The sequence below is a fragment of the Burkholderia sp. BCC0097 genome, from assembly GCF_902832985.1.
In the GTDB taxonomy this organism is placed as follows: Bacteria; Pseudomonadota; Gammaproteobacteria; order Burkholderiales; family Burkholderiaceae; genus Burkholderia; species Burkholderia orbicola.
On record NZ_CADFDM010000012.1, the window covers coordinates 115,314 to 141,398 of the forward strand.

33 protein-coding genes are annotated in these 26,085 nt (G+C 66.4%); 1 reads left to right on the forward strand and 32 read right to left on the reverse strand.

Annotation, left to right across the window (positions count from 1 at the left end):
* Window positions 1-51 precede the first annotated feature (51 nt).
* The 5 genes from HWX07_RS32435 to HWX07_RS32455 form a co-directional block, all read right to left on the reverse strand.
* Window positions 52-663 carry a glutathione S-transferase N-terminal domain-containing protein gene (locus HWX07_RS32435; protein ID WP_006400565.1) on the reverse strand — a complete coding sequence of 204 codons (612 nt, stop codon included), beginning with the start codon at window positions 661-663 and terminating at the stop codon, window positions 52-54.
* 94 nt (window positions 664-757) lie between these two features.
* Window positions 758-1,516, reverse strand: a complete 759-nt coding sequence (locus tag HWX07_RS32440) for a cytochrome c1 (RefSeq protein WP_006477108.1) — start codon at window positions 1,514-1,516, stop codon at window positions 758-760.
* A 21-nt stretch (window positions 1,517-1,537) separates the two neighbouring features.
* The gene (locus HWX07_RS32445) at window positions 1,538-2,920 is read right to left on the reverse strand and encodes a cytochrome bc complex cytochrome b subunit (RefSeq protein ID WP_012327783.1); all 1,383 of its coding nucleotides are present in this window, start codon (window positions 2,918-2,920) and stop codon (window positions 1,538-1,540) included.
* Window positions 2,920-3,540: a ubiquinol-cytochrome c reductase iron-sulfur subunit gene (gene petA, locus HWX07_RS32450; RefSeq protein ID WP_006477110.1), complete on the reverse strand. Its 621-nt coding sequence runs from the start codon at window positions 3,538-3,540 to the stop codon at window positions 2,920-2,922. The genes HWX07_RS32445 and petA overlap by 1 nt, the downstream gene beginning before the upstream one ends.
* Window positions 3,541-3,758: 218 nt before the next feature.
* A complete protein-coding gene (locus tag HWX07_RS32455; protein WP_006477111.1) occupies window positions 3,759-4,505 on the reverse strand; it encodes a Nif3-like dinuclear metal center hexameric protein in 747 nt (248 codons plus the stop codon).
* 21 nt (window positions 4,506-4,526) lie between these two features.
* Here HWX07_RS32455 and HWX07_RS32460 point away from each other — a divergent pair, with 21 nt between their 5' ends.
* Window positions 4,527-5,732 carry a Do family serine endopeptidase gene (locus tag HWX07_RS32460; RefSeq protein ID WP_006477112.1) on the forward strand — a complete coding sequence of 402 codons (1,206 nt, stop codon included), beginning with the start codon at window positions 4,527-4,529 and terminating at the stop codon, window positions 5,730-5,732.
* A 202-nt stretch (window positions 5,733-5,934) separates the two neighbouring features.
* Here the strand turns inward: HWX07_RS32460 and tatC are convergent, their stop codons facing one another.
* From tatC to HWX07_RS32595, 27 genes are all read right to left on the reverse strand, one after another.
* On the reverse strand, window positions 5,935-6,723 hold the full coding sequence (gene tatC, locus HWX07_RS32465; RefSeq protein WP_006477113.1) for a twin-arginine translocase subunit TatC: 789 nt from the start codon (window positions 6,721-6,723) through the stop codon (window positions 5,935-5,937).
* A gap of 41 nt (window positions 6,724-6,764) precedes the next feature.
* Window positions 6,765-7,304: a Sec-independent protein translocase protein TatB gene (tatB, locus tag HWX07_RS32470; RefSeq protein WP_006477114.1), complete on the reverse strand. Its 540-nt coding sequence runs from the start codon at window positions 7,302-7,304 to the stop codon at window positions 6,765-6,767.
* A gap of 26 nt (window positions 7,305-7,330) precedes the next feature.
* Entirely contained in the window at window positions 7,331-7,561 is a 231-nt protein-coding gene (gene tatA, locus HWX07_RS32475; protein WP_006477115.1) for a Sec-independent protein translocase subunit TatA, read from the reverse strand.
* A 93-nt stretch (window positions 7,562-7,654) separates the two neighbouring features.
* The gene (locus HWX07_RS32480; RefSeq protein ID WP_011546602.1) at window positions 7,655-8,020 is read right to left on the reverse strand and encodes a histidine triad nucleotide-binding protein; all 366 of its coding nucleotides are present in this window, start codon (window positions 8,018-8,020) and stop codon (window positions 7,655-7,657) included.
* Window positions 8,021-8,049: 29 nt separating this feature from the next.
* Window positions 8,050-8,442 (reverse strand): hypothetical protein, encoded by a 393-nt coding sequence (locus tag HWX07_RS32485; RefSeq protein WP_006477118.1) that lies wholly within the window; start codon window positions 8,440-8,442, stop codon window positions 8,050-8,052.
* Window positions 8,443-8,512: 70 nt separating this feature from the next.
* Window positions 8,513-8,878: a phosphoribosyl-ATP diphosphatase gene (locus HWX07_RS32490; RefSeq protein WP_006485344.1), complete on the reverse strand. Its 366-nt coding sequence runs from the start codon at window positions 8,876-8,878 to the stop codon at window positions 8,513-8,515.
* The gene (hisI, locus tag HWX07_RS32495; protein WP_027783357.1) at window positions 8,875-9,291 is read right to left on the reverse strand and encodes a phosphoribosyl-AMP cyclohydrolase; all 417 of its coding nucleotides are present in this window, start codon (window positions 9,289-9,291) and stop codon (window positions 8,875-8,877) included. The genes HWX07_RS32490 and hisI overlap by 4 nt, the downstream gene beginning before the upstream one ends.
* The gene (gene hisF / locus HWX07_RS32500) at window positions 9,291-10,064 is read right to left on the reverse strand and encodes an imidazole glycerol phosphate synthase subunit HisF (protein ID WP_006751800.1); all 774 of its coding nucleotides are present in this window, start codon (window positions 10,062-10,064) and stop codon (window positions 9,291-9,293) included. The genes hisI and hisF overlap by 1 nt, the downstream gene beginning before the upstream one ends.
* A gap of 106 nt (window positions 10,065-10,170) precedes the next feature.
* Entirely contained in the window at window positions 10,171-10,926 is a 756-nt protein-coding gene (hisA, locus tag HWX07_RS32505) for a 1-(5-phosphoribosyl)-5-[(5-phosphoribosylamino)methylideneamino]imidazole-4-carboxamide isomerase (RefSeq protein WP_006477123.1), read from the reverse strand.
* Window positions 10,927-11,089: 163 nt separating this feature from the next.
* Window positions 11,090-11,731, reverse strand: a complete 642-nt coding sequence (gene hisH, locus HWX07_RS32510; protein WP_175879129.1) for an imidazole glycerol phosphate synthase subunit HisH — start codon at window positions 11,729-11,731, stop codon at window positions 11,090-11,092.
* On the reverse strand, window positions 11,728-12,348 hold the full coding sequence (locus HWX07_RS32515; RefSeq protein WP_006477125.1) for a YchE family NAAT transporter: 621 nt from the start codon (window positions 12,346-12,348) through the stop codon (window positions 11,728-11,730). Before HWX07_RS32515 ends, hisH begins: the two co-directional genes overlap by 4 nt.
* A gap of 60 nt (window positions 12,349-12,408) precedes the next feature.
* Window positions 12,409-12,996, reverse strand: coding sequence for an imidazoleglycerol-phosphate dehydratase HisB (gene hisB / locus HWX07_RS32520; protein WP_006477126.1), 588 nt, complete (start codon window positions 12,994-12,996; stop codon window positions 12,409-12,411).
* A gap of 65 nt (window positions 12,997-13,061) precedes the next feature.
* Complete coding sequence (gene hisC, locus HWX07_RS32525; RefSeq protein ID WP_006477127.1) at window positions 13,062-14,135, reverse strand: histidinol-phosphate transaminase; 1,074 nt, start codon at window positions 14,133-14,135, stop codon at window positions 13,062-13,064.
* A 141-nt stretch (window positions 14,136-14,276) separates the two neighbouring features.
* Window positions 14,277-15,593, reverse strand: coding sequence for a histidinol dehydrogenase (gene hisD / locus HWX07_RS32530; protein ID WP_074801523.1), 1,317 nt, complete (start codon window positions 15,591-15,593; stop codon window positions 14,277-14,279).
* Window positions 15,594-15,617: 24 nt separating this feature from the next.
* Window positions 15,618-16,271, reverse strand: coding sequence for an ATP phosphoribosyltransferase (gene hisG / locus HWX07_RS32535; RefSeq protein ID WP_175879130.1), 654 nt, complete (start codon window positions 16,269-16,271; stop codon window positions 15,618-15,620).
* A complete protein-coding gene (murA, locus tag HWX07_RS32540) occupies window positions 16,268-17,617 on the reverse strand; it encodes a UDP-N-acetylglucosamine 1-carboxyvinyltransferase (RefSeq protein ID WP_175879131.1) in 1,350 nt (449 codons plus the stop codon). The genes hisG and murA overlap by 4 nt, the downstream gene beginning before the upstream one ends.
* Window positions 17,618-17,631: 14 nt before the next feature.
* Window positions 17,632-17,871, reverse strand: a complete 240-nt coding sequence (locus HWX07_RS32545; RefSeq protein ID WP_006477131.1) for a BolA family protein — start codon at window positions 17,869-17,871, stop codon at window positions 17,632-17,634.
* Between the two features lie 55 nt (window positions 17,872-17,926).
* Window positions 17,927-18,748, reverse strand: coding sequence for an ABC transporter permease (locus HWX07_RS32550; RefSeq protein WP_006485346.1), 822 nt, complete (start codon window positions 18,746-18,748; stop codon window positions 17,927-17,929).
* Entirely contained in the window at window positions 18,745-19,671 is a 927-nt protein-coding gene (locus HWX07_RS32555; RefSeq protein WP_175879132.1) for an ABC transporter ATP-binding protein, read from the reverse strand. Before HWX07_RS32555 ends, HWX07_RS32550 begins: the two co-directional genes overlap by 4 nt.
* Window positions 19,672-19,863: 192 nt before the next feature.
* Complete coding sequence (locus tag HWX07_RS32560) at window positions 19,864-20,139, reverse strand: STAS domain-containing protein (RefSeq protein WP_006477133.1); 276 nt, start codon at window positions 20,137-20,139, stop codon at window positions 19,864-19,866.
* Window positions 20,136-20,765, reverse strand: coding sequence for an ABC transporter substrate-binding protein (locus tag HWX07_RS32565; protein ID WP_027809257.1), 630 nt, complete (start codon window positions 20,763-20,765; stop codon window positions 20,136-20,138). The genes HWX07_RS32560 and HWX07_RS32565 overlap by 4 nt, the downstream gene beginning before the upstream one ends.
* A gap of 111 nt (window positions 20,766-20,876) precedes the next feature.
* Window positions 20,877-21,839, reverse strand: a complete 963-nt coding sequence (locus HWX07_RS32570) for a VacJ family lipoprotein (RefSeq protein ID WP_011546612.1) — start codon at window positions 21,837-21,839, stop codon at window positions 20,877-20,879.
* A gap of 31 nt (window positions 21,840-21,870) precedes the next feature.
* On the reverse strand, window positions 21,871-22,440 hold the full coding sequence (gene mlaD, locus HWX07_RS32575; protein ID WP_006477136.1) for an outer membrane lipid asymmetry maintenance protein MlaD: 570 nt from the start codon (window positions 22,438-22,440) through the stop codon (window positions 21,871-21,873).
* 24 nt (window positions 22,441-22,464) lie between these two features.
* Window positions 22,465-23,232: a lipid asymmetry maintenance ABC transporter permease subunit MlaE gene (gene mlaE / locus HWX07_RS32580; protein WP_175879134.1), complete on the reverse strand. Its 768-nt coding sequence runs from the start codon at window positions 23,230-23,232 to the stop codon at window positions 22,465-22,467.
* On the reverse strand, window positions 23,229-24,050 hold the full coding sequence (locus tag HWX07_RS32585) for an ABC transporter ATP-binding protein (RefSeq protein ID WP_006477138.1): 822 nt from the start codon (window positions 24,048-24,050) through the stop codon (window positions 23,229-23,231). Before HWX07_RS32585 ends, mlaE begins: the two co-directional genes overlap by 4 nt.
* Before the next feature lie 84 nt (window positions 24,051-24,134).
* Complete coding sequence (thiE, locus tag HWX07_RS32590) at window positions 24,135-25,262, reverse strand: thiamine phosphate synthase (RefSeq protein ID WP_175879135.1); 1,128 nt, start codon at window positions 25,260-25,262, stop codon at window positions 24,135-24,137.
* Window positions 25,259-26,074: a thiazole synthase gene (locus HWX07_RS32595; RefSeq protein ID WP_175879137.1), complete on the reverse strand. Its 816-nt coding sequence runs from the start codon at window positions 26,072-26,074 to the stop codon at window positions 25,259-25,261. The genes thiE and HWX07_RS32595 overlap by 4 nt, the downstream gene beginning before the upstream one ends.
* Between the last annotated feature and the right edge of the window lie 11 nt (window positions 26,075-26,085).

A 26,085-nucleotide genomic window follows, 5' to 3' on the forward strand; every position in this document is an offset into this window, starting at 1 on the left:
CGGGCGCGCGGCACGCCGCGCCACCCGCTCCGTCATGCCTTCATTGCAACATTAACGACGCATGACCTTTTCGGACGGCGTCAGTGCTTCGATGTAGGCCGGACGGCTGAAGATCCGTTCGGCGTACTTCATCAGCGGCGCGGCGTTCTTCGACAGCTCGATGCCGTAGTGATCCAGGCGCCACAGCAGCGGTGCGATCGCGACGTCGAGCATCGAGAACTCTTCGCCGAGCATGTACTTGTTCTTCACGAAGATCGGCGCGAGCTGCGTCAGGCGATCGCGGATCGCGAGGCGTGCCTTCTCGTGATTCTTCTCCGCCGCCTTGCCCTTCTCGTTCTCGAGCGTGCTGACGTGGACGAACAGTTCCTTCTCGAAGTTGAGCAGGAACAGGCGCGCACGGGCGCGCTGCACCGGGTCAGCCGGCATCAGTTGCGGATGCGGGAAGCGCTCGTCGATGTACTCGTTGATGATGTTCGATTCGTACAGGATCAGGTCGCGCTCGACCAGGATCGGCACCTGACCGTACGGGTTCATCACCGAAATGTCTTCCGGCTTGTTGAACAGGTCGACGTCGCGGATTTCGAAGTCCATGCCCTTCTCGAACAGCACCAGCCGGCAACGCTGGGAGAACGGGCAAGTTGTGCCGGAATACAGAACCATCATATTTGCGTTTCCTCAAAAAAGCCGAGGGCCGGCACGCGGCGGAACCCCTTTCACGGGTTCCGCCTTGCGCCGGCCCCACGCCGGTCAGGCGTGTTTACTTGATATCTTTCCAGTACGCGGCATTCAGCCGCCAGGCCAGGAAAGTCAGGACACCGAGAAAGATCAGCACCCACACGCCGAGGCGCTTGCGGGTCTGCTGGGCCGGCTCGGACATCCATGTCATATAGGCCACCAGGTCGGCCACCGCAGCATCGTAGTCGGGCGACGACAGCGTGCCCGGCGTGACCTGCTGGAAGCCGACGAGCACGTGGGCCTTCTCGCCCGTCTCCTCGTCCGTCTTGTCTTCGAATTTGGCTACGCGCTGCCCCTGCAGCTGCCACAACACGTGGGGCATGCCGACGTTCTCGAACACCGCGTTGTTCCAGCCGGTCGGCCGCGTATCGTCGCGGTAGAAACTCCGCAGATACGTGTACAGCCAGTCGCGGCCGCGCGCACGCTCCTCGACCGACAGGTCGGGCGGCGTGGTGCCGAGCCAGTTCTTCGCGTCGTCGGGCCGCATCGCAACGGACATCGTGTTCCCGACCTTGTCGGTCGTGAACAGGAGATTCGTTTCGATCTCCTTCTGGGATATGCCCAGATCCGTCAGACGGTTGTAGCGCATCAGGTTCGCGCTGTGGCAGTTCAGGCAATAGTTTACAAACAATTGCGCGCCGTGCTGAAGCGAAACGAGATTTTCCGTGTTATCGGGCGCCCGGTCGAGCGGAAAATTACCCTCCGCCCGCACGGCCGGCGCCGCCAGCAACGCACAGGCGGTCGCCCCGATCAACGCGAGTGTCGAAAGCAGTTTCTTCATGTCGTTCTCTCCTCGCTCACGTTAATGGGGCTTGAAGCGCACCCGTTCCGGCGGCTGCTTGAACGTGCCAAGCGGCGTCCAGACGGGCATGCCGAGGAAGAACGCGAAGTAGATCAGCGCGCAGGCCTGGGCAATCAGCGTCGCCGCCGGCGAGGGCGGCCGCGTGCCGAGGAACGCGAGGGTCAGGAACGCCGCGACGAAGATCCCGAGGAATACCTTGTGGAACAGCGGCCGGTAGCGGATCGACTTCACCGGGCTGCGGTCGAGCCACGGCAGGAAGAACAGCGAGATCACCGCCGAGCCCATCACGACGACGCCCCAGAACTTCGACTCCGTCAGGTACATGAACACGACGATCGCCGCCGCCAGCACCGGCAGCCCGACCTTCCACTTGCCGCGCGCACGGATCAGCGCGAGCACGCCGAGCAGCGCGATCACGATCATCAGCACGATCTTGAACGGGTCGGTGGTCGCGCGCAGCATCGCGTAGAACGCGGTGAAGTACCAGACCGGCGCGATCTCCGGCGGCGTCTGCAGCGGGTTCGCCGGGACGAAGTTGTTCGCCTCGAGGAAGTAGCCGCCCATCTCCGGCGAGAAGAACACGATCAGCGCGAACACCATCAGGAACACGCACACGCCGAGGAAATCGTGCACCGAGTAGTACGGGTGGAACGGGATGCCATCGAGCGGGATGCCGTTCTCGTCCTTCTTCGCCTTGATCTCGATGCCGTCCGGGTTGTTCGACCCGACTTCGTGCAGGGCCACCAGGTGGGCGACGACGAGGCCGACCAGCACGAGCGGAATCGCGATCACGTGGAACGCGAAGAAGCGGTTCAGCGTGACGTCGGACACGACGTAGTCGCCGCGAATCCACAGCGACAGGTCCGGCCCGACGAACGGGATCGCCGAGAACAGGTTCACGATCACCTGCGCGCCCCAGAACGACATCTGGCCCCACGGCAGCAGATAGCCGAAGAACGCCTCGGCCATCAGGCACAGGAAGATCGCGCAGCCGAAGATCCAGACGAGCTCGCGCGGCTTCCGGTACGACCCGTACAGCAGCCCGCGGAACATGTGGAGGTACACGACCACGAAGAACATCGATGCACCGGTCGAGTGCATGTAGCGGATCAGCCAGCCCCACGGCACCTCGCGCATGATGTACTCGACCGACGCGAACGCGAGCGTCGAGTCGGGCTTGTAGTTCATCGTCAGGAAAATGCCCGTGACGATCTGGTTGACGAGCACCAGCAGCGCGAGGGAGCCGAAGAAGTACCAGAAGTTGAAGTTCTTCGGCGCGTAGTACTCGGATACGTGCTTCTTCCAGGTGGACGTGAGCGGGAAGCGCTGGTCGATCCAGCCGGTGAAACCCGTGGTGGAGACTTCTTTGTTGTCGGCGGCCATCACGCTTCTCCTTTCTCGTCCTTGCCGATCACGAGGGTCGTCGCCGACGTGAACATGTAGGGCGGGATGTCGAGATTCTGAGGCGCCGGCTTGTTCTTGAACACACGGCCGGCGAGGTCGTAGGTCGAACCGTGGCACGGGCACAGGAAACCGCCCGGCCAGTCGTCCGGCAGGTTCGGCTGCGGACCCGGCGTGAAGCGTTGGCTAGGCGTGCAGCCGAGGTGCGTGCACACGGCCATCACGACGAGAATGTTCTTGCGATCGGCCCGCGACCGATATTCGTTGGCGCAATACGCGGGCAACGGCATCGAATACGGGGATTTCGTGGTCGGATCGGCCACTTCCTTGTCGGCCTTGACCACGTCGGCCAGCATCGAATCGGTGCGATTCAGGATCCAGACGGGTTTGCCGCGCCACGGCACGGTGACCATTTCGCCGGGCTTCAGGCCGCTGATGTCGACCTCGACCGGTGCCCCGGCCGCTTTCGCTTTCGCGGACGGCGCAAGCGACGCCGCGAAAGGTATGACGGTGGCGACGCCTCCTACGCCACCTGCTACGGATGTCGCAATCAGCCAGGTACGGCGGCCGCTGTCGACGCGTTTCTCTTCCTTGTCTCGCATCACACGCCCCACTTCTGAGTTGGATTTTCCGTCACGACTTTCCATTCCGCCGCTAGTTTGCTCGAATGGAGTCGTCATTTACAAGGCCCGGAGATGAAAATCCCTTCGAAGTGTTTGATAGTTAAGGGTTATCCCCCACTACCGGAGCGATTAAATCATTTCACTTTTAAGCGAATGCTACATTGTGAAATTTCGATGCGCCGCCGCAAATCCATCGCTCAGACCGGATTATGAATATCGATAAAAAGGTGTTCGAGATCGAATTCTTCCGACAAGTGGCGCCCAAGTGCCTGGATTCCGTAGCGCTCGGTCGCATGGTGCCCTGCCGCAACGAACGCGACACCGCTCTCCGCCGCCGCGTGCGTGGTCGACTCGGACACCTCGCCGGTCAGGAACACGTCCGCGCCCGCGTCGATCGCCGCGTCGAAATAGCTCTGGGCGGCGCCCGTGCACCACGCGATGCGGCGCAGCTGCGTGTCCGGCTCGCCGAGCACGAGCGGCGTGCGGCCGAGCGTGCGCTCGACCTTCGCGACGAAGTGCTCGAGCGTGACGGGCATCGGCAGTGTCGCCATCCAGCCGAGATCGCCTTCGCCGAACCGCTGGTCGCCGATCAGGCCGAGCTTTTCGCCGAGCTGCGCGTTGTTGCCGAACTCGGGATGCGCATCGAGCGGCAGGTGGAACGCGAACAGGTTCAGGTCGTTCGCGAGCAGCAGCTTCAGGCGCTGGTACTTGCGGCCGGTGATCTGCGGCGCCTCGTTGCGCCAGAAATAGCCGTGGTGGACGAGCACGGCATCCGCCCCCCATTCGAGCGCGGCTTCGAGGAACGCGACCGACGCCGTCACGCCGGTGGCGATCTTCTCGATCTTGCGGCGTCCTTCGACCTGGAGGCCGTTCGGGCAATAGTCCTTGAAGCGCGCGGTTTCAAGGGTATTGTTCAAGTACAATTCAAGTTCGATCCGATCCATATAAACCTCTAATCCATTCAGATGCTTAGACGCTTCTGGCTGTTCTTCGCGCAGGCGGTGACCGTACTGCTCGCGCTGATGTTCATCGTCGTGACGCTCAAGCCGCAATGGCTGCAACGGCAAGGACAGCTCGGCAAGCAGCTCGCCACGCCGATCGTCGCGCTGCGGGAAGTCGCGCCGGGCATCGGCGGCGCACCGGCGACCACGTCGTACGCCGAAGCCGCGCAGAAGGCGATGCCGGCCGTCGTCAACGTGTTCTCCAGCAAGGACGGCTCGCTGCCGCCCGATCCGCGCGCGAAAGATCCGCTGTTCCGTTACTTCTTCGGCGACCGCAACGCCCGCAAGCAGCAGGACGAGCCGGCCGCCAACCTCGGCTCGGGCGTTATCGTGAGCCCTGAAGGTTACATTCTAACGAACCAGCACGTCGTGGACGGCGCCGACCAGATCGAAGTCGCGCTCGCCGACGGCCGCACGGCCACCGCGAAGGTGATCGGCAGCGATCCCGAAACCGATCTCGCGGTGCTGAAGATCAACATGACGAACCTGCCGACGATCACGCTCGGCCGCTCCGACCAGTCGCGCGTCGGCGACGTCGTGCTCGCGATCGGCAATCCGTTCGGCGTCGGCCAGACGGTCACGATGGGGATCATCAGCGCGCTCGGCCGCAACCACCTCGGCATCAACACGTTCGAGAACTTCATCCAGACCGATGCGCCGATCAACCCCGGCAACTCCGGCGGCGCGCTGGTCGACGTGAACGGCAACCTGCTCGGCATCAACACGGCGATCTACTCGCGCTCCGGCGGCTCGCTCGGCATCGGTTTCGCGATTCCCGTCTCGACCGCCCGCACGGTGCTCGAAAGCATCATCACGACGGGCTCGGTCACGCGCGGCTGGATCGGCGTCGAGCCGCAGGACGTCACGCCGGAAATCGCCGAGTCGTTCGGGCTGCAACAGAAATCGGGCGCGATCGTCGCGGGCGTGCTGCAGGGCGGGCCGGCCGACAAGGCCGGCATCAAGCCGGGCGACATCCTGGTGAGCGTGAACGGCGACGAAATCACCGACACGACGAAGCTGCTGAACACTGTCGCGCAGATCAAGCCGGGCACGCCGACCAAGGTGCACGTCGTACGCAAGGGCAAGCAGTTCGACGTGAACGTCGTGATCGGCAAGCGCCCGCCGCCGCCGAAGCAGGCGCTCGACGAGCAGGACAACGATAGCGAATGACGGTCGGCGGCCGGTGCGCCGCCTGCCGGTCGCGATGCGAAGCAACGCGACGCGGAAATGAAAAAGGGCAGCCGTCGGCTGCCCTTTTGCTTTGCGTCTGACGATTCGGCGTTGGCGGGAAGGTGGTTTTCTCACGCGCCGGCTGATGGACCAAACCGGGCCACTGCAGCCTGGCCGGAAAGCCGCCTGGCGCCGCGTGCCGTCAACCCGCGGCTTCGCCGTTCCCTGCCTCGCCTTCTTCGACCGGCTTCTTCGGCACGAAGAACCTCGCGGCCAGCAGCCCGATCTCGAACAGCACGACGAGCGGCAGCGCCAGCATCAGCTGCGAGAACACGTCCGGCGGCGTGACGACCGCCGCGACCACGAATGCGCCGACGATCACGTACGGCCGCATCTCCTTCAGCTTCTTCAGGGACAGCACGCCCATCCGGACGAGCAGCACGACGACGATCGGCACCTCGAACGTGACCCCGAACGCGATGAACATCCCCAGCACGAAGCTCAGGTAGTTGTCGATGTCGGTCGTCATCTCGGCCCCGAGCGGCGCGTTGTAGTGCGCCATCACGCGGAAGATCGTCGGGAACACGAGGAAATACGCGAACGCCATCCCGCACAGGAACAGGAAGTAGCTGCTGCCGACGAGCGGCGCGACGAGCTTCTTCTCGTGCTGGTACAGCCCCGGCGCGACGAATGCCCAGATCTGATACAGCACGATCGGCAGCGCGATCACGAGCGCGACGAGCATCGTGACCTTCATCGGCACGAAGAACGAGCCGGTGACGTCGGTGACGATCATCTTGCCGTCTTTCGGCAGGTTGTCCATCAGCGGCCGCGCGAGCAGCTTGAAGATGTCCGGCGCCCAGTAGACGAGCCCCAGGAACACGACGATCACGGCCAGCCCCGCGCGAATGATGCGATCGCGAAGCTCGACGAGATGGGAAATGAAGGTTTCTTCCGGGGCGTCGCCCGGGTTCTGCTGGGGGTCGCTCACACCGGCCCTCGGTAGGATTGACGAGCGAGCATGCGCTCGACTCAGAAGAAGCGCGTCGGCCGGCGCAGGCTGGCCGGCTGATGGCGCGCGACACGTGCGGCGCCCGACTGCACGTGCGTGCGGCGGGTCGTCGCGCGCTTGTACCAGACAGGCGTCGCCGCCTGCTTGATGCGCCAGTTGCGACGCTTCGGCGCAAGCGCGGCCGAACTGCCGCGCCACGACGGCGCCGCGGGCGTATCGGAACCCGGGGAACCGACGGAACCGGCGTCGCCGGCAGCCCCGTCAAGACCGCCGACCGCGGAATGCCACGTGTCGTTCAGTTCCTTCTCGTGCTCGCGCAGGTTGTCGTGAATCGTCGTCTCGACATTGCGCGCGGCCGATTCGAAATCGGTCTTCATCGTCCGCAGCGCGTCGAGTTCGATTTCGCGCGAGACCTCGGCCTTCACGTCGTTGATGTACCGCTGCGCGCGGCCGAACAGCGCGCCTGCCGTGCGCGCGACGCGCGGCAGGCGCTCGGGGCCGAGCACCACGAGCGCGACGACGCCGATCAGCGCCATCTTCGAAAGACCGAGATCCAGCATCGCGAATGCCTGTCAGCGTGCCGGCGTTACGCCTTGTTCGAATCGGAACGCGTCGTTTCCTTCGCGTTGACGTCGACCGCGCCCGAACGCGGCAGTTGCTGCGCATCCGCCGGCGTTTCGCCTTCCTTCATGCCGTCCTTGAAACCCTTCACGGCGCTGCCGAGGTCGTTGCCGATGTTGCGCAGCTTCTTCGTACCGAAAACCAGCGCGACGATCAGCAGCACGATCAGCCAGTGCCAAATGCTCAATCCACCCATGATGAAACCTCTCCTCAACCACGCCGCGGGGCGGCGCAAATCGCCGGCGGCGCGCCGGCTTCGACTATCGATGCGGGGAAACGCCCCGCTGCGTCAACCCATCCGCTGCCACGGGCGCGGGCCGGCCAGGATATGCGCGTGCAGGTGGTAAACCTCCTGCCCGCCGCCCGGTCCCGTGTTGATCACCGTGCGAAAACCGGTTTCGCCCCCCGTATACGCGACGCCGAGCTGGTCGGCCAGACGCGCGACGAGCAGCATCAGCCGGCCGAGCATCGGCGCATCGGCCTCGCTCGCCGCCGACAGCGTCGGCAGGTGCCGGCGCGGAATCACGAGCACGTGCGTGTCGGCCGCCGGGCGGATGTCGCGGAACGCGACGAATTCGTCGTCCTCGTGCACCTTCGTGCTCGGAATCTCGCCTGCCGCGATCTTGCAGAACAGGCAATTCGGATCGTGACTCATGTTGCTCCTGCGAAACGCCCGCGCGCCGGTCAGAACCACGCCTGCGGATCGAGCGTCTTGTTGTCGTTCAGGTACAGCCAACCCTTGATGATACGGTACAGCGTCCAAATCCACGTGACAAACATAACGACGAACCCGATCGCGACGAACATCAGCGCGAACCCGATCACATAAGCGATCAGCGCACGCCAGAACGTGCGGATCTGCCACTCGAAGTGATCGGCGTACGGCGTGCCGGCTACGTCGCCGCGCTTCACGTAGTTGATGATGATCGCGATGATGCCCGTGACGCCGCCCGTCAGCCAGTGAATCGCATAGAGGCCGTACAGCACGTGGGTCAGCGTACGCAGCCCGTTCAGGCGTTCGGCCTCCGCTGCCCCCGACACCGCCGGCGTCGGGAACTGGTTCGACGTATCGTTCATGATGCTACCCCCGTTGGATGACAATTCTTACAGCTTACCGCACTGTTGCCACCGCGGCGGGGCCTGCGTGTCACCCGCCGTTTTCCTCGCGCTCGCGGCGCTTGCGCAGCGCTTTTTCCTCGATGCCCGACAAGCCTTCGCGACGCTCGAGTTCGGCGATCACGTCGGCCGGGCTCAGGTCGAAATGCGACAGCATCACGAGGCAGTGGAACCACAGGTCGGCCACCTCGCCCACCAGCGCGGTCGGCGCGCCGCCCTGGCGCACGTCCTTCGCGGCCAGCACGACTTCCGTCGCCTCTTCGCCGATCTTCTTCAGTACCGCGTCGTCGCCCTTGTGGAACAGGCGCGACACGTACGATTGATCGGGATCGCCGCCCTTGCGGCTGTCGATCACGGCCGCGAGGCGCAGCAGCGTGTCTTCGGTCGATTGCGTCATTTGTAGATGTGTTCGGGGTCTTTCAGCACCGGCTCGACCGCGACCCAGTCGCCGCTGTCCACCGTACCTTCGAATTTCTGGAAGAAGCACGAATGCCGGCCGGTGTGGCATGCGATGCCCGACACCTGCTCGACCTTCAGCAGCACGACGTCCTCATCGCAGTCGAGCCGCACCTCGTGCACGTGCTGCACGTGGCCCGACTCCTCGCCCTTGAACCACAGGCGCTTGCGCGAACGCGAATAGTAGACCGCGCGCTGCGTCTCGATCGTCTTCGCGAGCGCCTCGCGGTTCATCCACGCGAACATCAGCACGTCGTTCGTCGACGCTTCCTGCGCGATCACCGGTACGAGGCCGTTGTCGTCCCAGCGGACCTTGTCGAGCCACGCGGGCAGGGATTTCGTTTCGGTATTCATCACAGTCTCACCGGGATGCCCTGGTCGGACATGAAGCGCTTCGCCTCGCCGACCGTGTGCTCGCCGTAGTGGAAGATGCTGGCGGCCAGCACCGCGTCGGCGCGGCCGTCCTTGATGCCGTCGGCCAGATGCTGCAGCGAACCGACGCCGCCCGACGCGATCACCGGCACCGGCACCGCGTCCGACACGCCGCGCGTGAGCGCGAGGTCGAAGCCCGACTTCGTGCCGTCGCGGTCCATGCTCGTGAGCAGGATTTCGCCCGCGCCGAGCTCGGCCATCTTGCGCGCCCACTCGATCGCGTCGAGGCCCGTGTTCTTGCGGCCGCCGTGCGTGAACACTTCCCAGCGCGGCGTCTCGCCGTCGGCCGACACGCGCTTCGCGTCGATCGCCACGACGATGCACTGCGAGCCGTACTTGTCGGCCGCGTCGCGCACGAGCTGCGGGTTCGCGACCGCCGACGAATTCATGCTGACCTTGTCCGCGCCCGCGTTCAGCAGGCGCCGCACGTCCTCGACGGCGCGCACGCCGCCGCCGACGGTCAGCGGAATGAACACCTGCGACGCCACGGCCTCGATGATCGGCAGGATCAGGTCGCGCTGGTCGGACGTCGCGGTGATGTCGAGGAAGGTCAGTTCGTCGGCACCCTGGTCGTCGTAGCGGCGGGCGATTTCGACGGGGTCGCCGGCATCGCGCAGTTCGACGAAATTGACGCCCTTGACGACACGCCCGGCAGTCACGTCCAGGCAGGGGATGATGCGTTTAGCTAGAGCCATGATGTTGCGCCAAATGCCGCGCTGGGACGGCCGGTTGCGGAAGCCTCGCGCGAGGCTTCCGGTCGGGGCCGCCTGCGGGCAGCCCCGGCGAACGGGACGAGCGCGCTTACGCGTTGTCGAGTTCGCCGTTCAGTTCGTCCGCGCGCTTTTGCGCGGCCGCGAAATCGAGATCGCCGGAGTAGATCGCCCGGCCGCAGATCACGCCTTCGACGCCGTGCTCTTCCACTTCGCACAGGCTCTCGATGTCCGTGAGGTTCGACAGGCCGCCCGACGCGATCACCGGGATGCCGACCGCCTGCGCGAGTTTCACGGTCGCGTCGATGTTGATGCCCTGCAGCATCCCGTCGCGGCCGATGTCCGTGTAGACGATCGATTCGACGCCGTAGTCCTCGAACTTCTTCGCGAGATCGATCACCTCGTGGCCGGTCAGCTTGCTCCAGCCGTCGGTCGCGACCTTGCCGTCCTTCGCGTCCAGCCCGACGATGATGCTGCCGGAAAACGCGGTGCACGCGTCCTGCAGGAAGCCCGGATTCTTCACGGCGGCGGTGCCGATGATCACGTAGGACAGGCCGGCGTCGAGATACTTCTCGATCGTCTCGAGGCTGCGGATGCCGCCGCCGAGCTGGACGGGAATTTCGTCGCCGACTTCGTCGAGGATCGCTTCGATCGCCTCGAGATTCTTCGGTTTGCCGGCGAATGCGCCGTTCAGGTCGACGAGATGGAGCCGCCGGGCGCCGAGATCGACCCACTTGCGGGCCATCGCCGCCGGGTCCTCGGAAAAAATCGTGGCCTGGTCCATATCGCCCTGTTTGAGGCGCACACACTGACCGTCTTTGAGGTCGATGGCCGGAATCAGCAACATAGCAATCGGGTGTCGTCGTGGAAAAAGAAAAGAATCCGGCGCGTACCGGCCAAACCGGTGCCGCGCCGTCTCGCTAGTTTAGTACAACTCTTTCGGCGCTTAAGCGCGAGAGCCCCGCACGACAGGCGCTTGCGCGCCGTCGACTGTGGCTCCCGCACCACGTTTACGGTTTCCAGTGTACGAAGTTGCGATACAGACGCAACCCGACCTCCGCGCTTTTCTCGGGGTGGAATTGGGTCGCGAAGAGATTGTCCCGCGCGACCGCGGACGTAAACGGGGCGCCGTACGCCGTTTCGCCGACCGTGTGTGCCGGGTTGTCCGGGCTCACGTAATAGCTGTGCACGAAGTAGAAATACGCGTCGTCGGGCACGCCGTCCCACAGCGGGTGCGGCTGCGCCTGGCGCACCCGGTTCCAGCCCATCTGCGGCACCTTGAAGCGCGAGCCGTCGTCCTGCAAGCGGCCGTCGAGCGCGAAGCGCACGACCTTGCCGGGCAGCAGGCCGAGGCCCTTCGTGTCGCCTTCCGCGCTCCAGTCGAACAGCATCTGCTCGCCGACGCACACGCCGAGCAGCGGCTTCGTGCGCGACGCCTCGATCACGGCCTCCTGCAGGCCCGATTCGCCGAGACAGCGCATGCAGTCGGGCATCGCGCCCTGGCCGGGCAGCACGACACGGTCGGCCGCGCGAATCGCGGCCGGCGTGTCGACGATCGCCACGTCGGCGGCCGGTTCGGCCTTCTTGAGCGCCTGCGCGACCGAGCGCAGGTTGCCCATCCCATAATCCACAATCGCAATCGAAGTTTTCATCTCAGTGCAGGCAGTAGCGCCCTCAGTCCATTGACGATGAATTCCACCGCCAGCGCCGACAGCATCAGACCCATCAGCCGCGTGGCGATGTTGATGCCGGTGCGGCCGATCCAGTTCGCGATCGGCTCGGCGAGCCGCATCGCGACGAAACACAGAAAAGCCAGGGCCGCGCCGATCGCGACCAGTCCGGCCCGTTCATACCAGTGATGCGCGTTCGCCGCATAGATGATCACCGTGCTGATCGAGCCGGGGCCCGTGAGCAGCGGAATCGCCAGCGGCACGACCGCGATGTTGTCCTTCAGCTCGGCTTCGTGACGTTCCTCCGGCGTCGATCGCGTGTTGCCGATCTGCGCGTTCAGCATGTTGATCGCCATCAGCAGCATGATGATCCCGCCGCCCACTTCGAGCGACCCGACCGAAATGCCGAAGAAGTTGATGATCTGCTGCCCGAGCAGCGCGGTCACCGTCATCACGCAGAACACCGACACCGACGCGATCCGGATCGTGCGACGCCGCTCGTCGTCCGTCTGCTGCGCCGTCAGGCTCAGGAAGAACGGCACCGCGCCGACCGGGTTGATCAGCGCGAGCAGCGAAATGAACGATTTGAGCAGATCCATCGCACGCCGGCGCGCCGCGCCGAAGCCGTGAGGTTGTCCTTGGCGTCGTCCGTTCGGAAGTTAGAGGCTGCCTTTCGTCGACGGAATCTGCCCGGCCGCCCGCTCGTCGAGTTCCACCGCCGCGCGCAGCGCCCGGCCGAAGGCCTTGAACACCGTCTCGAGCTGATGGTGCGCGTTGATCCCGCGCAGGTTGTCGATGTGCAGCGTGACGCCCGCGTGGTTCACGAACCCGCGGAAGAATTCGATCGACAGGTCGACGTCGAACGTGCCGATCCGCGCGCGCGTGAACGGCACGTGGAATTCGAGGCCCGGCCGGCCGGAGAAATCGATCACGACGCGCGACAGCGCCTCGTCGAGCGGCACGTACGAATGGCCGTAGCGGCGGATGCCCTTGCGGTCGCCGATCGCCTTCGCGACGGCCTGACCGAGCGTGATGCCGACATCCTCGACCGTGTGGTGATCGTCGATATGCGTGTCGCCATGCGCTTCGACCTCGAGATCGACCAGACCGTGTCGCGCGATCTGGTCGAGCATATGGTCGAGAAACGGCACGCCGGTGGCCAGCTTCTGCTGGCCGGTGCCGTCGAGATCGAGCTTCACACGGATCTGCGTTTCGCTGGTATTGCGAACGACTTCCGCCACACGCATGGCAATTCCTTGATTGAGTCTGATGTAAATGGGGATTGATCGTCGCGCGCCGCCGCGCCCTGGGCTCAACCGGGCAGCGCGAGTTTCAAGGCGGCCAGCAGGCGGGCGTTTTCGTCGGGAGAACCGACGGTCAGCCGCACGCATTCGGCCAGTAACGGATGCATTTTACTCACGTTTTTGACCAGCACCCGCTCGGTGAGCAGCGCATCGAACACGGCGGCCGCGTCCGGCACGCGCACCAGCAGGAAATTGCCGGCGCTCGGGAACACCGTCGCGCCCGGCAGCGCGGCCACCGCCTGCGCGAGGCGGGTGCGTTCCGCGCGCAATTCGGCCGCCTGCGCGTCGAGCACGTCGAGGTGATCGAGCAGGAAATCGGCGGTCGCCTGGGTCAGCACGTTGATGTTGTACGGCGGGCGCACCTTGTCGAACTCGTTCAGCCACGCGGGCGTGCCGACGAGATAGCCGAGGCGGATGCCCGCGAGGCCGAGCTTCGACACCGTGCGCATCACGACGACGTTGTCGAACTCGCCGGCGCGCGGCAGCCAAGAACGCTCGGCGAACGGCTGGTACGCCTCGTCGATCACGATCAGGCTGTGCCGGGCGGCCGCGACGATCCGTTCGACGTCGGCATCGTCGTACAGCGTGCCGGTCGGGTTGTTCGGGTACGCGAGATAGACGATCGCCGGCCGGTGCTCGGCGATCGCCGCGAGCATCGCGTCGACGTCGAGCGTCAGGTCGGCCTTCAGCGGCACGCCGACGAATTCGAGCTGCGCGAACTTCGCCGAGAGTTCGTACATCACGAAGCCCGGCACCGGTGCGAGCACCTTCGCGCCCGGCTGCGCGCACGCGACCGAGATCATGCTGATGATTTCGTCGGAACCGTTGCCGAGCAGCACGTCGCAGCCGGCCGGCACGCGCATCGCGTGGCGCAGCTTGTCGAGCAGCGCGGCCGGGCGCGGCGCCGGGTAGCGGTTCAGCGCGACCTGCGCGAGCCGCTCGCCGAGCGCCGCGGCGAGGGGCGCCGGCAGCGGGTACGGGTTCTCCATCGCGTCGAGCTTCACGAACCCGCTCGCGTCGGGCACCGGGTAGCTGGTCATCGCGAGCACGTCGCGGCGGATGATGTCTTGTGGCGTCGTCATGGTCTCAAGCCGGCGTGCGTCGCGCCGGCGTCAAATGGGTCGGCAAGGCGGCGGCTGCCGCCCTGCGCTGGTCTCCTGCCCGATCCGGGTGCCGCCGGGCGGGCGCCTCGGCGCCCGCCCGGCTCCGCGCACGGTGCGCGGTCAGCCCTTCATCCGGAACTCGGCGCTCCGTGCGTGCGCCTGCAGCCCTTCGCCGTAGGCGAGCTCGGATGCGATCTCGCCGAGCGTCTGCGCGCCTTCCGCGCTGACCTCGATCAGGCTCGAGCGCTTGATGAAGTCGTACACGCCGAGCGGTGACGAGAAGCGCGCGGTGCGCGACGTCGGCAGCACGTGGTTCGGGCCCGCGCAGTAGTCGCCGAGGCTCTCGCTCGTGTAGCGGCCGAGGAAGATCGCGCCCGCGTGGCGGATCTGCTGGCCCCATTGCTGCGGCTCCAGCGCCGAGATTTCGAGGTGTTCCGGCGCGATGTCGTTCGCGATCCGGCACGCCTCGGCCATGTCGCGCACCTTGATCAGTGCGCCGCGGCCTTCGAGCGACGCGCGGATCACGTCCTGGCGCGGCATCGTCGGCAGCAGTTCGCCGATCGCCTTCTCGACGCGATCGAGGAATGCACCGTCCGGGCACAGCAGGATCGACTGCGCGAGTTCGTCGTGCTCGGCCTGCGAGAACAGGTCCATCGCGACCCAGTTCGGATCGGTCGTCCCGTCGCACAGCACGAGGATTTCCGACGGCCCGGCGATCATGTCGATGCCGACCGTGCCGAACACGCGGCGCTTCGCCGACGCGACATACGCGTTGCCGGGGCCGCAGATCTTGTCGACGGCCGGCACCGTCTCGGTACCGTACGCGAGCGCGCCGACCGCCTGCGCGCCGCCGATCGTGAACACGCGATCGACGCCGCCGAGCAGCGCCGCCGCCAGCACGAGGTCGTTCTTCACGCCGTCCGGCGTCGGCACGACCATCACGATCTCGCCGACGCCCGCGACGCGCGCGGGAATCGCGTTCATCAGCACCGACGACGGATACGCGGCCTTGCCGCCCGGCACGTACAGGCCGACGCGGTCGAGCGGCGTGACCTTCTGGCCGAGCACCGTGCCGTCGCTTTCCGTGTACTGCCAGCTATGCGTGCCGCATTCGATCTTCTGCTTCTCGTGGTACGCGCGCACCCGCGCCGCGGCCGCTTCCAGCGCCGCGCGCGCCTTCGGCGCGAGGCCGTCGAGCGCCGTCTGCAGCGCGTCCTGCGGCAGTTCGAGCGCGGCGACGCTGTTCGCGCTCAGCCGGTCGAAACGGTTCGTGTACTCGAGCACCGCGGCGTCGCCGCGCGACTTCACGTCGGCGAGGATCTTCGCGACCGATTGCTCGATCGCTTCGTCTTCGCTCGCCTCGAACGCGAGCACGGCGCGCAGCGCGGCACCGAAGCCTTCGTTCGTCGAATCGAGCTTGCGGATGGTGATGGACATGGGAGTTCCGTTACGGTGATGCGCTCAACCGCCATTCTGCGACGCGCGTTCGAACGCGTCGAGGATCGGCTTGAGCGCCGCGCGCTTCAGTTTGAGCGCGGCCTGGTTCACGACGAGGCGCGACGAGATCGCCATGATCTCCTCGACCTCGACCAGATTGTTCGCCTTCAGCGTGCCGCCCGAGCTGACGAGGTCGACGATCGCGTCGGCCAACCCGACGAGCGGCGCCAGCTCCATCGAGCCGTACAGCTTGATCAGGTCGACGTGCACGCCCTTCGCGGCAAAGTGTTCGCGTGCCGTTTCGACGTATTTCGTCGCGACCCGCAGCCGCGCGCCCTGGCGCACCGCGTTCGCGTAGTCGAAACCGGCCGATACGGCCACCGACATCCGGCAGCGCGCAATGTTCAGATCGATCGGCTGGTACAGCCCCGAGCCGCCGTGCTCGACCAGCACGTCCTTGCCGGCCACGCCGAAGTCGGCCGCGCCGTATTCGACGTAGGTCGGCACGTCGCTCGCGCGCACGATGATCACGCGCAGGTCGGGATTCGTCGTCGGCAGGATCAGCTTGCGCGACGTTTCCGGATCCTCCGTGACCTGCACGCCGGCGGCGGCCAGCAGCGGCAGGGTTTCCTCGAAAATCCGGCCCTTCGACAGGGCGAGGGTCAGCGGCGCGGTCATGCTTGGCTCCCGGAAAGGCGGCGCACGTTCGCGCCGACGGCGGTCAGTTTGGCTTCCATGCGGTCGTAGCCGCGGTCCAGGTGATAGATGCGGTCGACGAGCGTTTCGCCGTCGGCGCGCAGCCCGGCGATCACGAGGCTCGCCGACGCACGCAGGTCGGTCGCCATCACGTTCGCGCCCGACAGCTTGTCGACGCCGGTCACGAGCGCCGTGTTGCCGTCGATCGTGATGTTCGCGCCGAGCCGGTTCAGCTCCTGCACATGCATGAAGCGGTTCTCGAAAATGGTTTCGACGACCTGAGCGGTGCCCGTCGCGACCGTATTGAGGGCCATGAACTGCGCCTGCATGTCGGTCGGGAACGCCGGGTATTCCGACGTGCGGATCGTCACCGCCGACGGGCGGCGGTCCATCTTCACGCGCAGCCAGCTGTCGCCTTCCTCGATCGACACGCCGGCTTCGCGCAGCTTGTCGATCACCGCGTCGAGGATGTGCGGGCGCACGCCCGTCAGCATCACGTCGCCGCCGGCCGCCGCGACCGCGCACAGGAACGTGCCGGCCTCGATACGGTCGGGGATCACCGAATGACGCGCGCCGTGCAGCCGCTCGACGCCCTGGATCACGAGGCGGTCGGTGCCGATGCCGTCGATTTTCGCGCCCATCGCAACCAGCAAGTGTGCGAGATCGCTCACTTCCGGCTCGCGCGCAGCGTTTTCGATCACCGTCTCGCCGTCGGCCAGCGTCGCGGCCATCAGCAGGTTTTCGGTGCCCGTCACCGTGATCATGTCGGTCACGATGCGCGCGCCCTTCAGGCGCTTCGCGCGCGCTTCGATGAAGCCGTGCTCGATGCTGATCTCCGCGCCCATCGCCTGCAGGCCCTTGATGTGCTGGTCGACCGGCCGCGCGCCGATCGCGCAGCCGCCCGGCAGCGACACCTTCGCCTCGCCGAAGCGCGCGAGCAGCGGCCCGAGCACGAGGATCGACGCGCGCATCGTCTTCACGAGCTCGTACGGCGCGACGAGGTTGTCGACGCGCGACGCGTCGAGCTGCACGCGGCAGCCGTCGGTCTCGCTCTTCACGCCCATCTGGTTCAGCACCTTCAGCGTGGTGCGCACGTCCTTCAGGTTCGGCACGTTGTCGAGCTCGACCGGCTCGGCGCTGAGCAGCCCCGCGCACAGGATCGGCAGCGCGGCGTTCTTCGCGCCCGACACGACGATCTCGCCGGACAGGCGCTTGCCGCCTTCGATCACGAGCTTGTCCATCCCCTGTCCCTGCGATTCCCCGTTGGCGGCCGGGTGTGCCGTGGCGACGCTCTGGACGGCGTCGCGCTCGTTGACGGTGACTTGCACTCAGTGATTTCCGTTTATGCGTTCTGCCATTCGGCGGGCGTCAGCGTCTTCATGCTGAGCGCGTGAATTTCCTGCTTCATGCGATCGCCGAGCGCCGCATAGACGAGCTGGTGCCGCTGGATCGGCCGCTTGCCTTCGAAGGCCGCCGACACGATCGTCGCGAAGAAATGCTGGCCGTCGCCTTCGACTTCCAGATGCGTGCAGGCGAGACCGCCGGCGATGTATTGCTTGACCTGTTCGGGAGTCGGCAACATGGTGTAAGGCTCCTGTCGGCGCGCGCCGCCCTGGGGCGGCCGCGGCCTGTCGATATCAATGACGCAGTTTGTAGCCGGTCGCGAGCAGCCGCATCGCGATCAGCGCGAGCAGCACGAAGAAACCGGTGACGATCGCGAGGCTCGCGAACGGGTTGATGTCGGACGCGCCGAAGAACCCGAAACGGAAGCCGTCGATCATGTAGAAAAACGGATTGAGACGCGACACTTCGCGCCACACGGGCGGCAGCGAGTGTGTCGAATAGAACACGCCGGACAGGAACGTCAGCGGCATGATCAGGAAGTTCTGGAACGCGGCGAGCTGGTCGAACTTCTCGGCCCAGATCCCGGCGATGAGGCCGAGCGTGCCGAGGATCGCCGAACCGAGCAACGCGAACGCAATGATGAACAGCGGCGCCGCGAAGTGCATCGGGATAAACCAGATCGTCACGACGAACACGCCGGTGCCGACCGCGAGCCCGCGCACGACGGACGCGAGCACGTACGCGCCGAAGATGTCGCGGTACGACAGCGGCGGCAGCAGCATGAACACGAGGTTGCCGGTGATCTTCGACTGGATCAGCGACGACGAGCTGTTCGCGAACGCGTTCTGCAGCACGCTCATCATCACGAGGCCCGGCACGAGAAAGCTCACGTACTCGACGCCCGGATACACCTCGACGCGGCCCGACAGCGCGTGGCCGAAGATCGTCAGATACAGCAGCGCGGTGACGATCGGCGCGAGCACCGTCTGGAACGACACCTTCCAGAAACGCAGCAGTTCCTTGTAGAACAGCGTTCGAAACCCGCTGCCCGGCACGCGCCGGGCCGTCCCCTCGGACGTCAGCGAGCGCAGTTCGCGTGGGGAGTGTTGATTCATGCCAGACCCTCGATCACCTCGGCCCCGTTCATCACCTGGACGAACACATCCTCGAGGTCGGCCTTGCGGACCTCGATCTCGTCGAACGTGCAGCCGGCCACGCGGCATTGCGCGAGGATGCGTTCGACCTCGTCGTAGCTCGCGAGGCGCAGCAGATGCTCGCCCGGCGCGCGCGCGGCCGGGTCGGTCTCCAGCCCGCGCAGCTCGGCCGGCAGCGCGCCGGTCGCGAGCCGCAGGTACAGCTGCAGGCCCGCGAAGCGGCGCAGCAGCGCGTCGGTGCGATCGAGCGCGACGACTTCGCCCCGGCGCAGCATCGCGATGCGGTCGCACAGCGACTCGGCTTCCTCGAGGTAATGGGTGGTCAGCACGATCGTGTGACCCTCGCGGTTCAGGCGCGAGATGAATTTCCACAGCGTCTGGCGCAATTCGACGTCGACGCCGGCGGTCGGCTCGTCGAGCACGATCACGGGCGGCCGGTGCACGAGCGCCTGCGCGACGAGCACGCGGCGCTTCATCCCGCCCGACAGCGCGCGCATGTTCGCGTCGGCTTTCTCGGTGAGATCGAGATTGGCCATCACTTCATCGATCCAGTCGTCGTTGCGGCGCAGCCCGAAATAGCCGGACTGGATCCGCAGCGTCTCGCGGACGGTGAAGAACGGGTCGAAAACGAGTTCCTGCGGAACGACACCGAGGGCGCGGCGCGCGCTGCGGAAGTCCTGGACGACGTCGTGACCGCGCACCGAAATGCTGCCTTCGTCGGCCCGGGCGAGCCCGGCGAGGATACTGATGAGCGTGGTCTTGCCTGCGCCGTTGGGGCCGAGCAGACCGAAAAACTCGCCTTCCTCGACCGACAGGCTGACGCCCTTGAGCGCCTGAAGCGACTTGTAGCGCTTCTTGACGTGACGGATTTCTATGGCTGACATGACTGTGCGCGACGCAAGGGCCGCGACGCCTATTCTGTGCTTGCTGCGAAAGAAAATGGGGGCCGGACGCCGATTGGCTGCCCCGCAAAACGCTTGATTATAGGGCAAACCGGCTGGTGGAGCCGGCGCCGACGGCGCGCGGCCTGAAGCGTGCGCGCGCCGGCTGGCGCGGCAGGCTTCGATCGGACAGCGTCAATGTCGCCCGGTGCCTTCGATGAGTGCGTCGACGCCGTAGGCGCGCGCGAGGCTGGCGAGCTTCGGAGGGAGATTGAGGATGTCGAGGGCTGTGCCGCGCGCTTTGGCGGCACGTTGCCATGCGAGCAGCACGGCGAGCGCGGAAGAGTCGAACTGCGTCAGCGCCGCGCAATCGACGGCGGTCGCGCCGGCGCCGATGCGCGCAAGACCGTCCGCGAGCGCGGACTTCGCGCTCGCGACGGTCAGCGAGGAGCCGGCTTCGAAGCCGCTCACGACGCCTGCTTGCCCGCGGCAAGCTCCTGGTTGCGCTGCGTCAGGAACTTGATCAGGCCGTCCACGCCGCTTTGCTGGATCTTCTCGTTGAACTGCTGCTGGTACGTCTGGATCAGCCATGCGCCGAGCACGTTCAGGTCATACACCTTCCAGCCGTTCGCCGTCTTGTACAGACGGTAGTCGATCTGGACGGGCTGACCGTTGTTCAGCGCGACCGTCTTCACGACGACGTCGGTATCGGCCGGATCGGCGCGGAACGGCGGGTACTGGATCTGCTGGTCCGGCTTCAGCTGCGCGAGCGCACCCGAATACGTGCGGATCAGCAGCAGCTTGAACTGCTCCTGAACCTGCTGCTGCTGCTCGGCCGTCGCCGTGCGCCAGTTGCGGCCCATCGCGAGCTGCGTGGTGCGGCGGAAATCGGTATACGGCAGGATGTCCTTGTTGACGATCGAGATGATGCGGTTGGTGTCGCCCTGCTTGATCGTCTGCTGCTTGACTTCGTCGAGCACCTGCTGGGTCGCCGTCTTGATCAGCGCTTGCGGGTTCGACTGGTCGACTTGCGCGTGAGCTGCGCTGCCGAACGAGAACAGCGCCGCGAAAACGGGGATCAGGAACAGTTTTTTCATCATAGTGGCCTGCATGAATGAGTCGATGCGAAGGTTGGAGCAGGTAGCTTACGCGCAAGTTCGCCTACGCTACCGACGGAATCGTTTCCGGCTGTAACGAATGTAAGTCCGTCAGTGCAGCCGGATGCTCGGGAACCGGAACCCGCCCGGCGACGGCGGTGCCACCTGCATCGCCGGCACGTTCGTTTCGCTGGCCGGATTCGGCGCTTCGGCCGTGCCCGAGGCCGGCGCAGCAACCGCCGCGCCCGATGCGGGCGCCGGCGCCGCGCCGCCCACCGCTGCCGCGCCCGCCGTTCCGGCCGCGCCGGCTGCCGCCGGTGCCGCGCCGTCTTCCGGCAGATCGTACTTCGGCAGCGCGTCGTTGCTCGACGTCGCGGCGGCCTCGCCGCGCGCGTTGCTGATCAGCATCTGGCGACGCTGCAGGTACGCGTTGCGCACGAACGAATACTTGTCGAGCGCCGCGGCATCCAGCACGTCGCCCGCGCCGAGCAGGTTCGCGCGCGTGTTGACCAGGTTCACGCCGAACAGGCCCCAGCTCAAACCGTCCGGCTTCACGTAGGTGAGCGGGTTGCCGACGTAGTCGACGCCGAGGCCGGCCGTGTCGCGCAGCGTGCTCGGGCCGAGCAGCGGCAGCACGAGATACGGGCCCGACGGCACGCCGTAGCGGCCCATCGTGATCCCGAAGTCGGCCGTGTGCTTCGGCAGCTTCGCGATCGTCGCGACGTCGAACAGGCCGCCGACGCCGAACACCGTGTTGATCACGACGCGCATGATGTCGCCGACGCCGTCCGCGATCCGCAGCTGAACGATGTTGTTCGCCGCGATGTAGACGTCGCCGATGTTCGAGAAGAAGTTCGTCACGCTGTCGCGCACCGGCTGCGGCACCACGTACTGGTAGCCCTTCGCGACCGGCTTCAGCGCGTACGTATCGACCGTGTCGTTGAACTTGTACATCGACCGGTTGAAGCCTTCGAGCGGATCGCCCTTGGTCGGCGTCTGCACGGTCGCGCAGCCGCTCAACGCGGCGACTGCCGCCATCGCCAGCGCGGCGTGCCTGATGCGGATCGTGTGCATGGTCATTACCCTCTTGTCTTCTCTCGTGTGGTTATTGAGCCGCCGAGCCGGACGCGCCGGACACCGCCGACGCCGGCACCGCCACCGGTGCCGGCGCAGCCGGAACGGCCGACGCCCCCGCTGCCGGCTTCGCGCCGCCCGCATCCGCGGCCTTGCTGTACAGGAACTGGCCGATCAGGTTCTCGAGCACGATCGCCGACTGCGTCATCGTGATCGTATCGCCGGACTTCAGCATTTCGGTGTCGCCGCCCGGATCGAGGCCGATATATTGCTCGCCGAGCAGGCCCGACGTCAGGATCTTCGCAGACGAATCCTTCGGGAACGGGTACTGGCCGTCGACGTCGATCGTGACGACCGCCTGGTACGTGTTCGGGTCGAAGCCGATCGACTTCACGCGGCCGACCACGACGCCCGCGCTCTTCACGGCCGCGCGCGGCTTCAGCCCGCCGATATTGTCGAATTTCATCCTCACCGAGTAGGTCGGCTGAAACGACAGCGAGCTCATGTTGCCGACCTTCAGCGCCAGGAACAGCACCGCAAGGAAGCCCACCACCACGAACAGGCCGACCCAGAAGTCGAGAGCAGTCTTTTTCATCGTCATTCCAAAATTTGGCTTGGCTGAGGCTTAGCTGAACATCAGCGCGGTCAGCAGGAAATCGAGGCCGAGTACGGCAAGCGACGCGAACACGACCGTCTTGGTGGTCGCGCGCGACACGCCTTCGGGCGTGGGCTTCGCTTCATACCCCTGGTACAGCGCAATGAAGGTCACGGCGAAGCCGAACACGATGCTTTTCAGCACGCCGTTGCCGACGTCGGCCCAGACCTGGACCCCGCCCTGCATCTGCGACCAGAACGCGCCCGGATCGACGCCGATCAGCACGACGCCGACGAAGTAACCGCCGAGCACGCCGACCGCGTTGAAGATCGCGGCCAGGAGCGGCATCGCGATGATGCCCGCCCACATGCGCGGCGCGATCACGTTCTTGATCGGGTCGACCGCCATCATCTCGAGCGCGGTGAGCTGCTCGCCGGCCTTCATCAGGCCGATCTCGGCCGTGAGCGACGTGCCCGCGCGGCCCGCGAACAGCAGCGCGGTGACGACCGGCCCCAGCTCGCGCACGAGCGACAGCGCGACCAGCAGCCCGAGCGCCTGCTCGGAACCGTAGCGATTCAGCGTGTAATAGCCCTGCAGGCCGAGCACGAAGCCGACGAACAGCCCCGACACGGCAATGATCACGAACGAATAGTTGCCGAGGAAGTGGATCTGCTTCGTGACCAGCCGCGGCCGCCGCAGCAGCGGGAAGAATTCCAGCACGAGGCGCACGAACAGGCGCGTGCCGTAGCCCGCGCGCTCGAGGCCGCTGATGACGTAACGTCCGATCGCGCTGATCATGCGCGCCCTCCGCCGAGCCCGAAATCCGCTGCGAGCGGCGGGCTCGTGTAATGAAATTTGAACGGGCCGTCCGGCGCGCCGTCGATGAACTGCCGCACGCTCGGATCGGTCGACGCGCGCAGCTCGTCGGGCGTGCCCTGCGCGAGCACGCCGCCATTGGCCAGAAAATACACGTAGTCGGCGATCGCGAACGATTCCGGCACGTCGTGCGTGACGAGGATCGACGTCGCGCCGAGCGCCTGGTTCAGCGTGCGGATCAGGTTCGCGGTGATGCCGAGCGAGATCGGATCGAGGCCCGCGAACGGTTCGTCGTACATGATGAGCTGCGGATCGAGCGCGATCGCACGCGCCAGCGCGATACGACGCGCCATCCCGCCCGATACTTCGGACGGCATCAGGTCGCGCGCGCCGCGCAGCCCGACCGCGTTGAGCTTCATCAGCACGAGGTCGCGGATCAGGTCTTCGGGCAGGTCGGTATGCTCGCGCAGCGCGAACGCGACGTTCTCGAACACCGACATGTCGGTGAACAGCGCGCCGAACTGGAACAGCATGCCCATCTTGCGGCGCAGCGCGTACAGGCCGTCGCGCGTTTGCGCGCCGACATCGGCGCCGTCGAACAGCACCTGGCCGCGACGCGCACGCACGAGGCCGCCGATCAGACGCAGCACGGTGGTCTTGCCGCAACCCGAGCCGCCCATGACCGCGACGACCTGCCCGCGCCCGAAGCGCAGGTTCAGGTTGGACAGGACGAGGCGGTCGCCGTAGCCAAAGTCGACGTCGCGAAGTTCCAGCAGGGTCTCGGTAGGAGTGGGGCTCACGGAGCTGACAGTCCTTTTACGCAGAACGCCGAATTATAGGGCCTGCATTGGAATGATGTCGTGACGCCGTTCCGGGCCCTGCGGTCAATGATTGTCAAATTGTCCGGTAAAGCACTGCTGCAGTGCAATAAGCGCCGTCCGATAGTCGGCCGCACCCGTGACCGCGCTGACCACCGCGACGCTGCCGACGCCCGTCGCCAGCACCGCCGGCAGCGTGTCGAGCCCCACCCCGCCGATCGCGACGAGCGGCGCGCTCGCGCCGGCGAAGCGCGCGTAGCGGGCAATCCGCGCGAGCCCCTGTGGCGGCGCGGCAACGGCCTTGGTGGCGGTCGCGTACACGGGGCCGAGCGCGAGGTAGCTCGGCCGCTCGTGCAGCGCCCGCAACATCTCGTAATAGCCGTGACTCGAAAGTCCGAGCCGCAGGCCCGCGCGCGCGATCGCGGCCAGATCGGCCGTTTCGAGGTCTTCCTGACCGAGATGTACGCCGTACGCGCCTGCTTCTGCGGCGATCTCCCAGTGATCGTTGATGAACACGCGCGCATCGGGATAACGACGCCCCGCCGCGACCGCACGCGCGATTTCCCGGCGCAACGCGTCCGGCGTCGCCTCTTTCACACGCAATTGGACGGTGCGCGCGCCACCGTCGAGCACGCGCTCGACCCATTCGGCGCTCGGCACGACCGGATAGAGGCCGAGCCGCGCGGGGCACGGCGCGAACGCCGGTTCCGGCGCAGGCGGCAGCCCGGCCACCCGCGGGAATCGCGCGGCATCCACCGGCCATGCGTCGGCGGCGCGCGTCTCGTCGCCGTCGCGCCACGCCAGCGCGAGCACCAGTGCGTCGACCGGCGCGAAGCCGCAATCGAGGAACGCGGCGAGCGCCGCGATCCAGTCGTCCGCGAGCGGATGCGCGGCGTCGAGCGCGTAACGCCCGTCCGCCGCATGCAGCACGGCACCCTGCTCGTCGAATTCGATCGCCACCGCATCGAGCGACGCAGGCCGCGACACGGCCGATGCGCGCGCCTGCGCGGCACGATCACCGGCCGACACGATCAGCACGTCGCCGTCGGCCGGCACGTCGGGCACCGCCACGCAGAGCCGCCACGGCGCCGCGCCGGCCGGCCAGTCGCCGAGCCGCGCGCGAATCCGCTCGGCCGCTTCGGCCAGCTCGTCGGCCGGCGGCCAGAACGCATCGGCGAAGCGCGCCGCGCTCACGCGCCGCCTCCGTCCTGGTGCCAGAACGGCATCCCGACCACCGGGGTGCTCGCATGCGCGGTGTCGCGCGCGTCCATCGGGCCGGCGAGATACGCGGCGCGGCCGGCCTCGACGCCCTGCGCAAACGCCCTTGCCATGATTTCCGGGTGCGTGGCCTGCGACACCGCGGTATTCAGCAGCACGCCGTCGAAGCCCCACTCCATCACCTGGCACGCGTGCGACGGCACGCCAAGCCCCGCATCGACGATCAGCGGCACGTCCGGCAGCCGTTCGCGCAGCACGCGCAGGCCGTACGGATTCACGACGCCCTTGCCGGTGCCGATCGGCGCGCCCCACGGCATCAGCGCCTCGCAGCCGACGTCGAGCAGGCGCCGGCCGATCACGAGATCCTCGGTGCAGTACGGCAGCACCTTGAAGCCGTCCTTGACCAGTTGCGCGGCGGCTTCGATCAACCCGACCGGGTCGGGCTGCAGCGTGTAGTCGTCGCCGATCAGTTCGAGCTTGATCCAGTCGGTGTCGAAAACCTCGCGCGCCATGTGCGCGGTCGTCACGGCTTCGGCGACGGTCTGGCAACCGGCCGTATTCGGCAGCAGCGGCACCGCGTGGCGCTTGAGCAGGTCGAAGAAGCCGGCTTCGGCCGTGCCGCCCGTCATCTGCCGGCGCAGCGCGACCGTCACCATCCCGGGGCGCGACGCGTCGATCGAATCGGACAGCGACTGCAGCGACGGATAGCGCGACGTGCCGAGCAGCACGCGGCTTGCGAAAGTTTCGCCGTACAGCGTCAGCGCGTCGGCGGAGGGGTGGGACGTCATGTCGTTTTCCT

Coding starts and splice junctions, on each gene's coding strand:
- HWX07_RS32435 (WP_006400565.1), bottom strand. CDS start 663: ATGATGGTTCTGTATTCCGGCACAACTTGCCCGTTCTCCCAGCGTTGC.
- HWX07_RS32440 (WP_006477108.1), bottom strand. CDS start 1,516: ATGAAGAAACTGCTTTCGACACTCGCGTTGATCGGGGCGACCGCCTGT.
- HWX07_RS32445 (WP_012327783.1), bottom strand. CDS start 2,920: ATGGCCGCCGACAACAAAGAAGTCTCCACCACGGGTTTCACCGGCTGG.
- petA (WP_006477110.1), bottom strand. CDS start 3,540: ATGCGAGACAAGGAAGAGAAACGCGTCGACAGCGGCCGCCGTACCTGG.
- HWX07_RS32455 (WP_006477111.1), bottom strand. CDS start 4,505: ATGGATCGGATCGAACTTGAATTGTACTTGAACAATACCCTTGAAACC.
- HWX07_RS32460 (WP_006477112.1), top strand. CDS start 4,527: ATGCTTAGACGCTTCTGGCTGTTCTTCGCGCAGGCGGTGACCGTACTG.
- tatB (WP_006477114.1), bottom strand. CDS start 7,304: ATGCTGGATCTCGGTCTTTCGAAGATGGCGCTGATCGGCGTCGTCGCG.
- tatA (WP_006477115.1), bottom strand. CDS start 7,561: ATGGGTGGATTGAGCATTTGGCACTGGCTGATCGTGCTGCTGATCGTC.
- HWX07_RS32480 (WP_011546602.1), bottom strand. CDS start 8,020: ATGAGTCACGATCCGAATTGCCTGTTCTGCAAGATCGCGGCAGGCGAG.
- HWX07_RS32485 (WP_006477118.1), bottom strand. CDS start 8,442: ATGAACGATACGTCGAACCAGTTCCCGACGCCGGCGGTGTCGGGGGCA.
- HWX07_RS32490 (WP_006485344.1), bottom strand. CDS start 8,878: ATGACGCAATCGACCGAAGACACGCTGCTGCGCCTCGCGGCCGTGATC.
- hisI (WP_027783357.1), bottom strand. CDS start 9,291: ATGAATACCGAAACGAAATCCCTGCCCGCGTGGCTCGACAAGGTCCGC.
- hisF (WP_006751800.1), bottom strand. CDS start 10,064: ATGGCTCTAGCTAAACGCATCATCCCCTGCCTGGACGTGACTGCCGGG.
- hisA (WP_006477123.1), bottom strand. CDS start 10,926: ATGTTGCTGATTCCGGCCATCGACCTCAAAGACGGTCAGTGTGTGCGC.
- hisH (WP_175879129.1), bottom strand. CDS start 11,731: ATGAAAACTTCGATTGCGATTGTGGATTATGGGATGGGCAACCTGCGC.
- HWX07_RS32515 (WP_006477125.1), bottom strand. CDS start 12,348: ATGGATCTGCTCAAATCGTTCATTTCGCTGCTCGCGCTGATCAACCCG.
- hisB (WP_006477126.1), bottom strand. CDS start 12,996: ATGCGTGTGGCGGAAGTCGTTCGCAATACCAGCGAAACGCAGATCCGT.
- hisC (WP_006477127.1), bottom strand. CDS start 14,135: ATGACGACGCCACAAGACATCATCCGCCGCGACGTGCTCGCGATGACC.
- hisD (WP_074801523.1), bottom strand. CDS start 15,593: ATGTCCATCACCATCCGCAAGCTCGATTCGACGAACGAAGGCTTCGGT.
- hisG (WP_175879130.1), bottom strand. CDS start 16,271: ATGACCGCGCCGCTGACCCTCGCCCTGTCGAAGGGCCGGATTTTCGAG.
- HWX07_RS32545 (WP_006477131.1), bottom strand. CDS start 17,871: ATGTTGCCGACTCCCGAACAGGTCAAGCAATACATCGCCGGCGGTCTC.
- HWX07_RS32550 (WP_006485346.1), bottom strand. CDS start 18,748: ATGAATCAACACTCCCCACGCGAACTGCGCTCGCTGACGTCCGAGGGG.
- HWX07_RS32555 (WP_175879132.1), bottom strand. CDS start 19,671: ATGTCAGCCATAGAAATCCGTCACGTCAAGAAGCGCTACAAGTCGCTT.
- HWX07_RS32565 (WP_027809257.1), bottom strand. CDS start 20,765: ATGAAAAAACTGTTCCTGATCCCCGTTTTCGCGGCGCTGTTCTCGTTC.
- HWX07_RS32570 (WP_011546612.1), bottom strand. CDS start 21,839: ATGCACACGATCCGCATCAGGCACGCCGCGCTGGCGATGGCGGCAGTC.
- mlaD (WP_006477136.1), bottom strand. CDS start 22,440: ATGACGATGAAAAAGACTGCTCTCGACTTCTGGGTCGGCCTGTTCGTG.
- mlaE (WP_175879134.1), bottom strand. CDS start 23,232: ATGATCAGCGCGATCGGACGTTACGTCATCAGCGGCCTCGAGCGCGCG.
- HWX07_RS32595 (WP_175879137.1), bottom strand. CDS start 26,074: ATGACGTCCCACCCCTCCGCCGACGCGCTGACGCTGTACGGCGAAACT.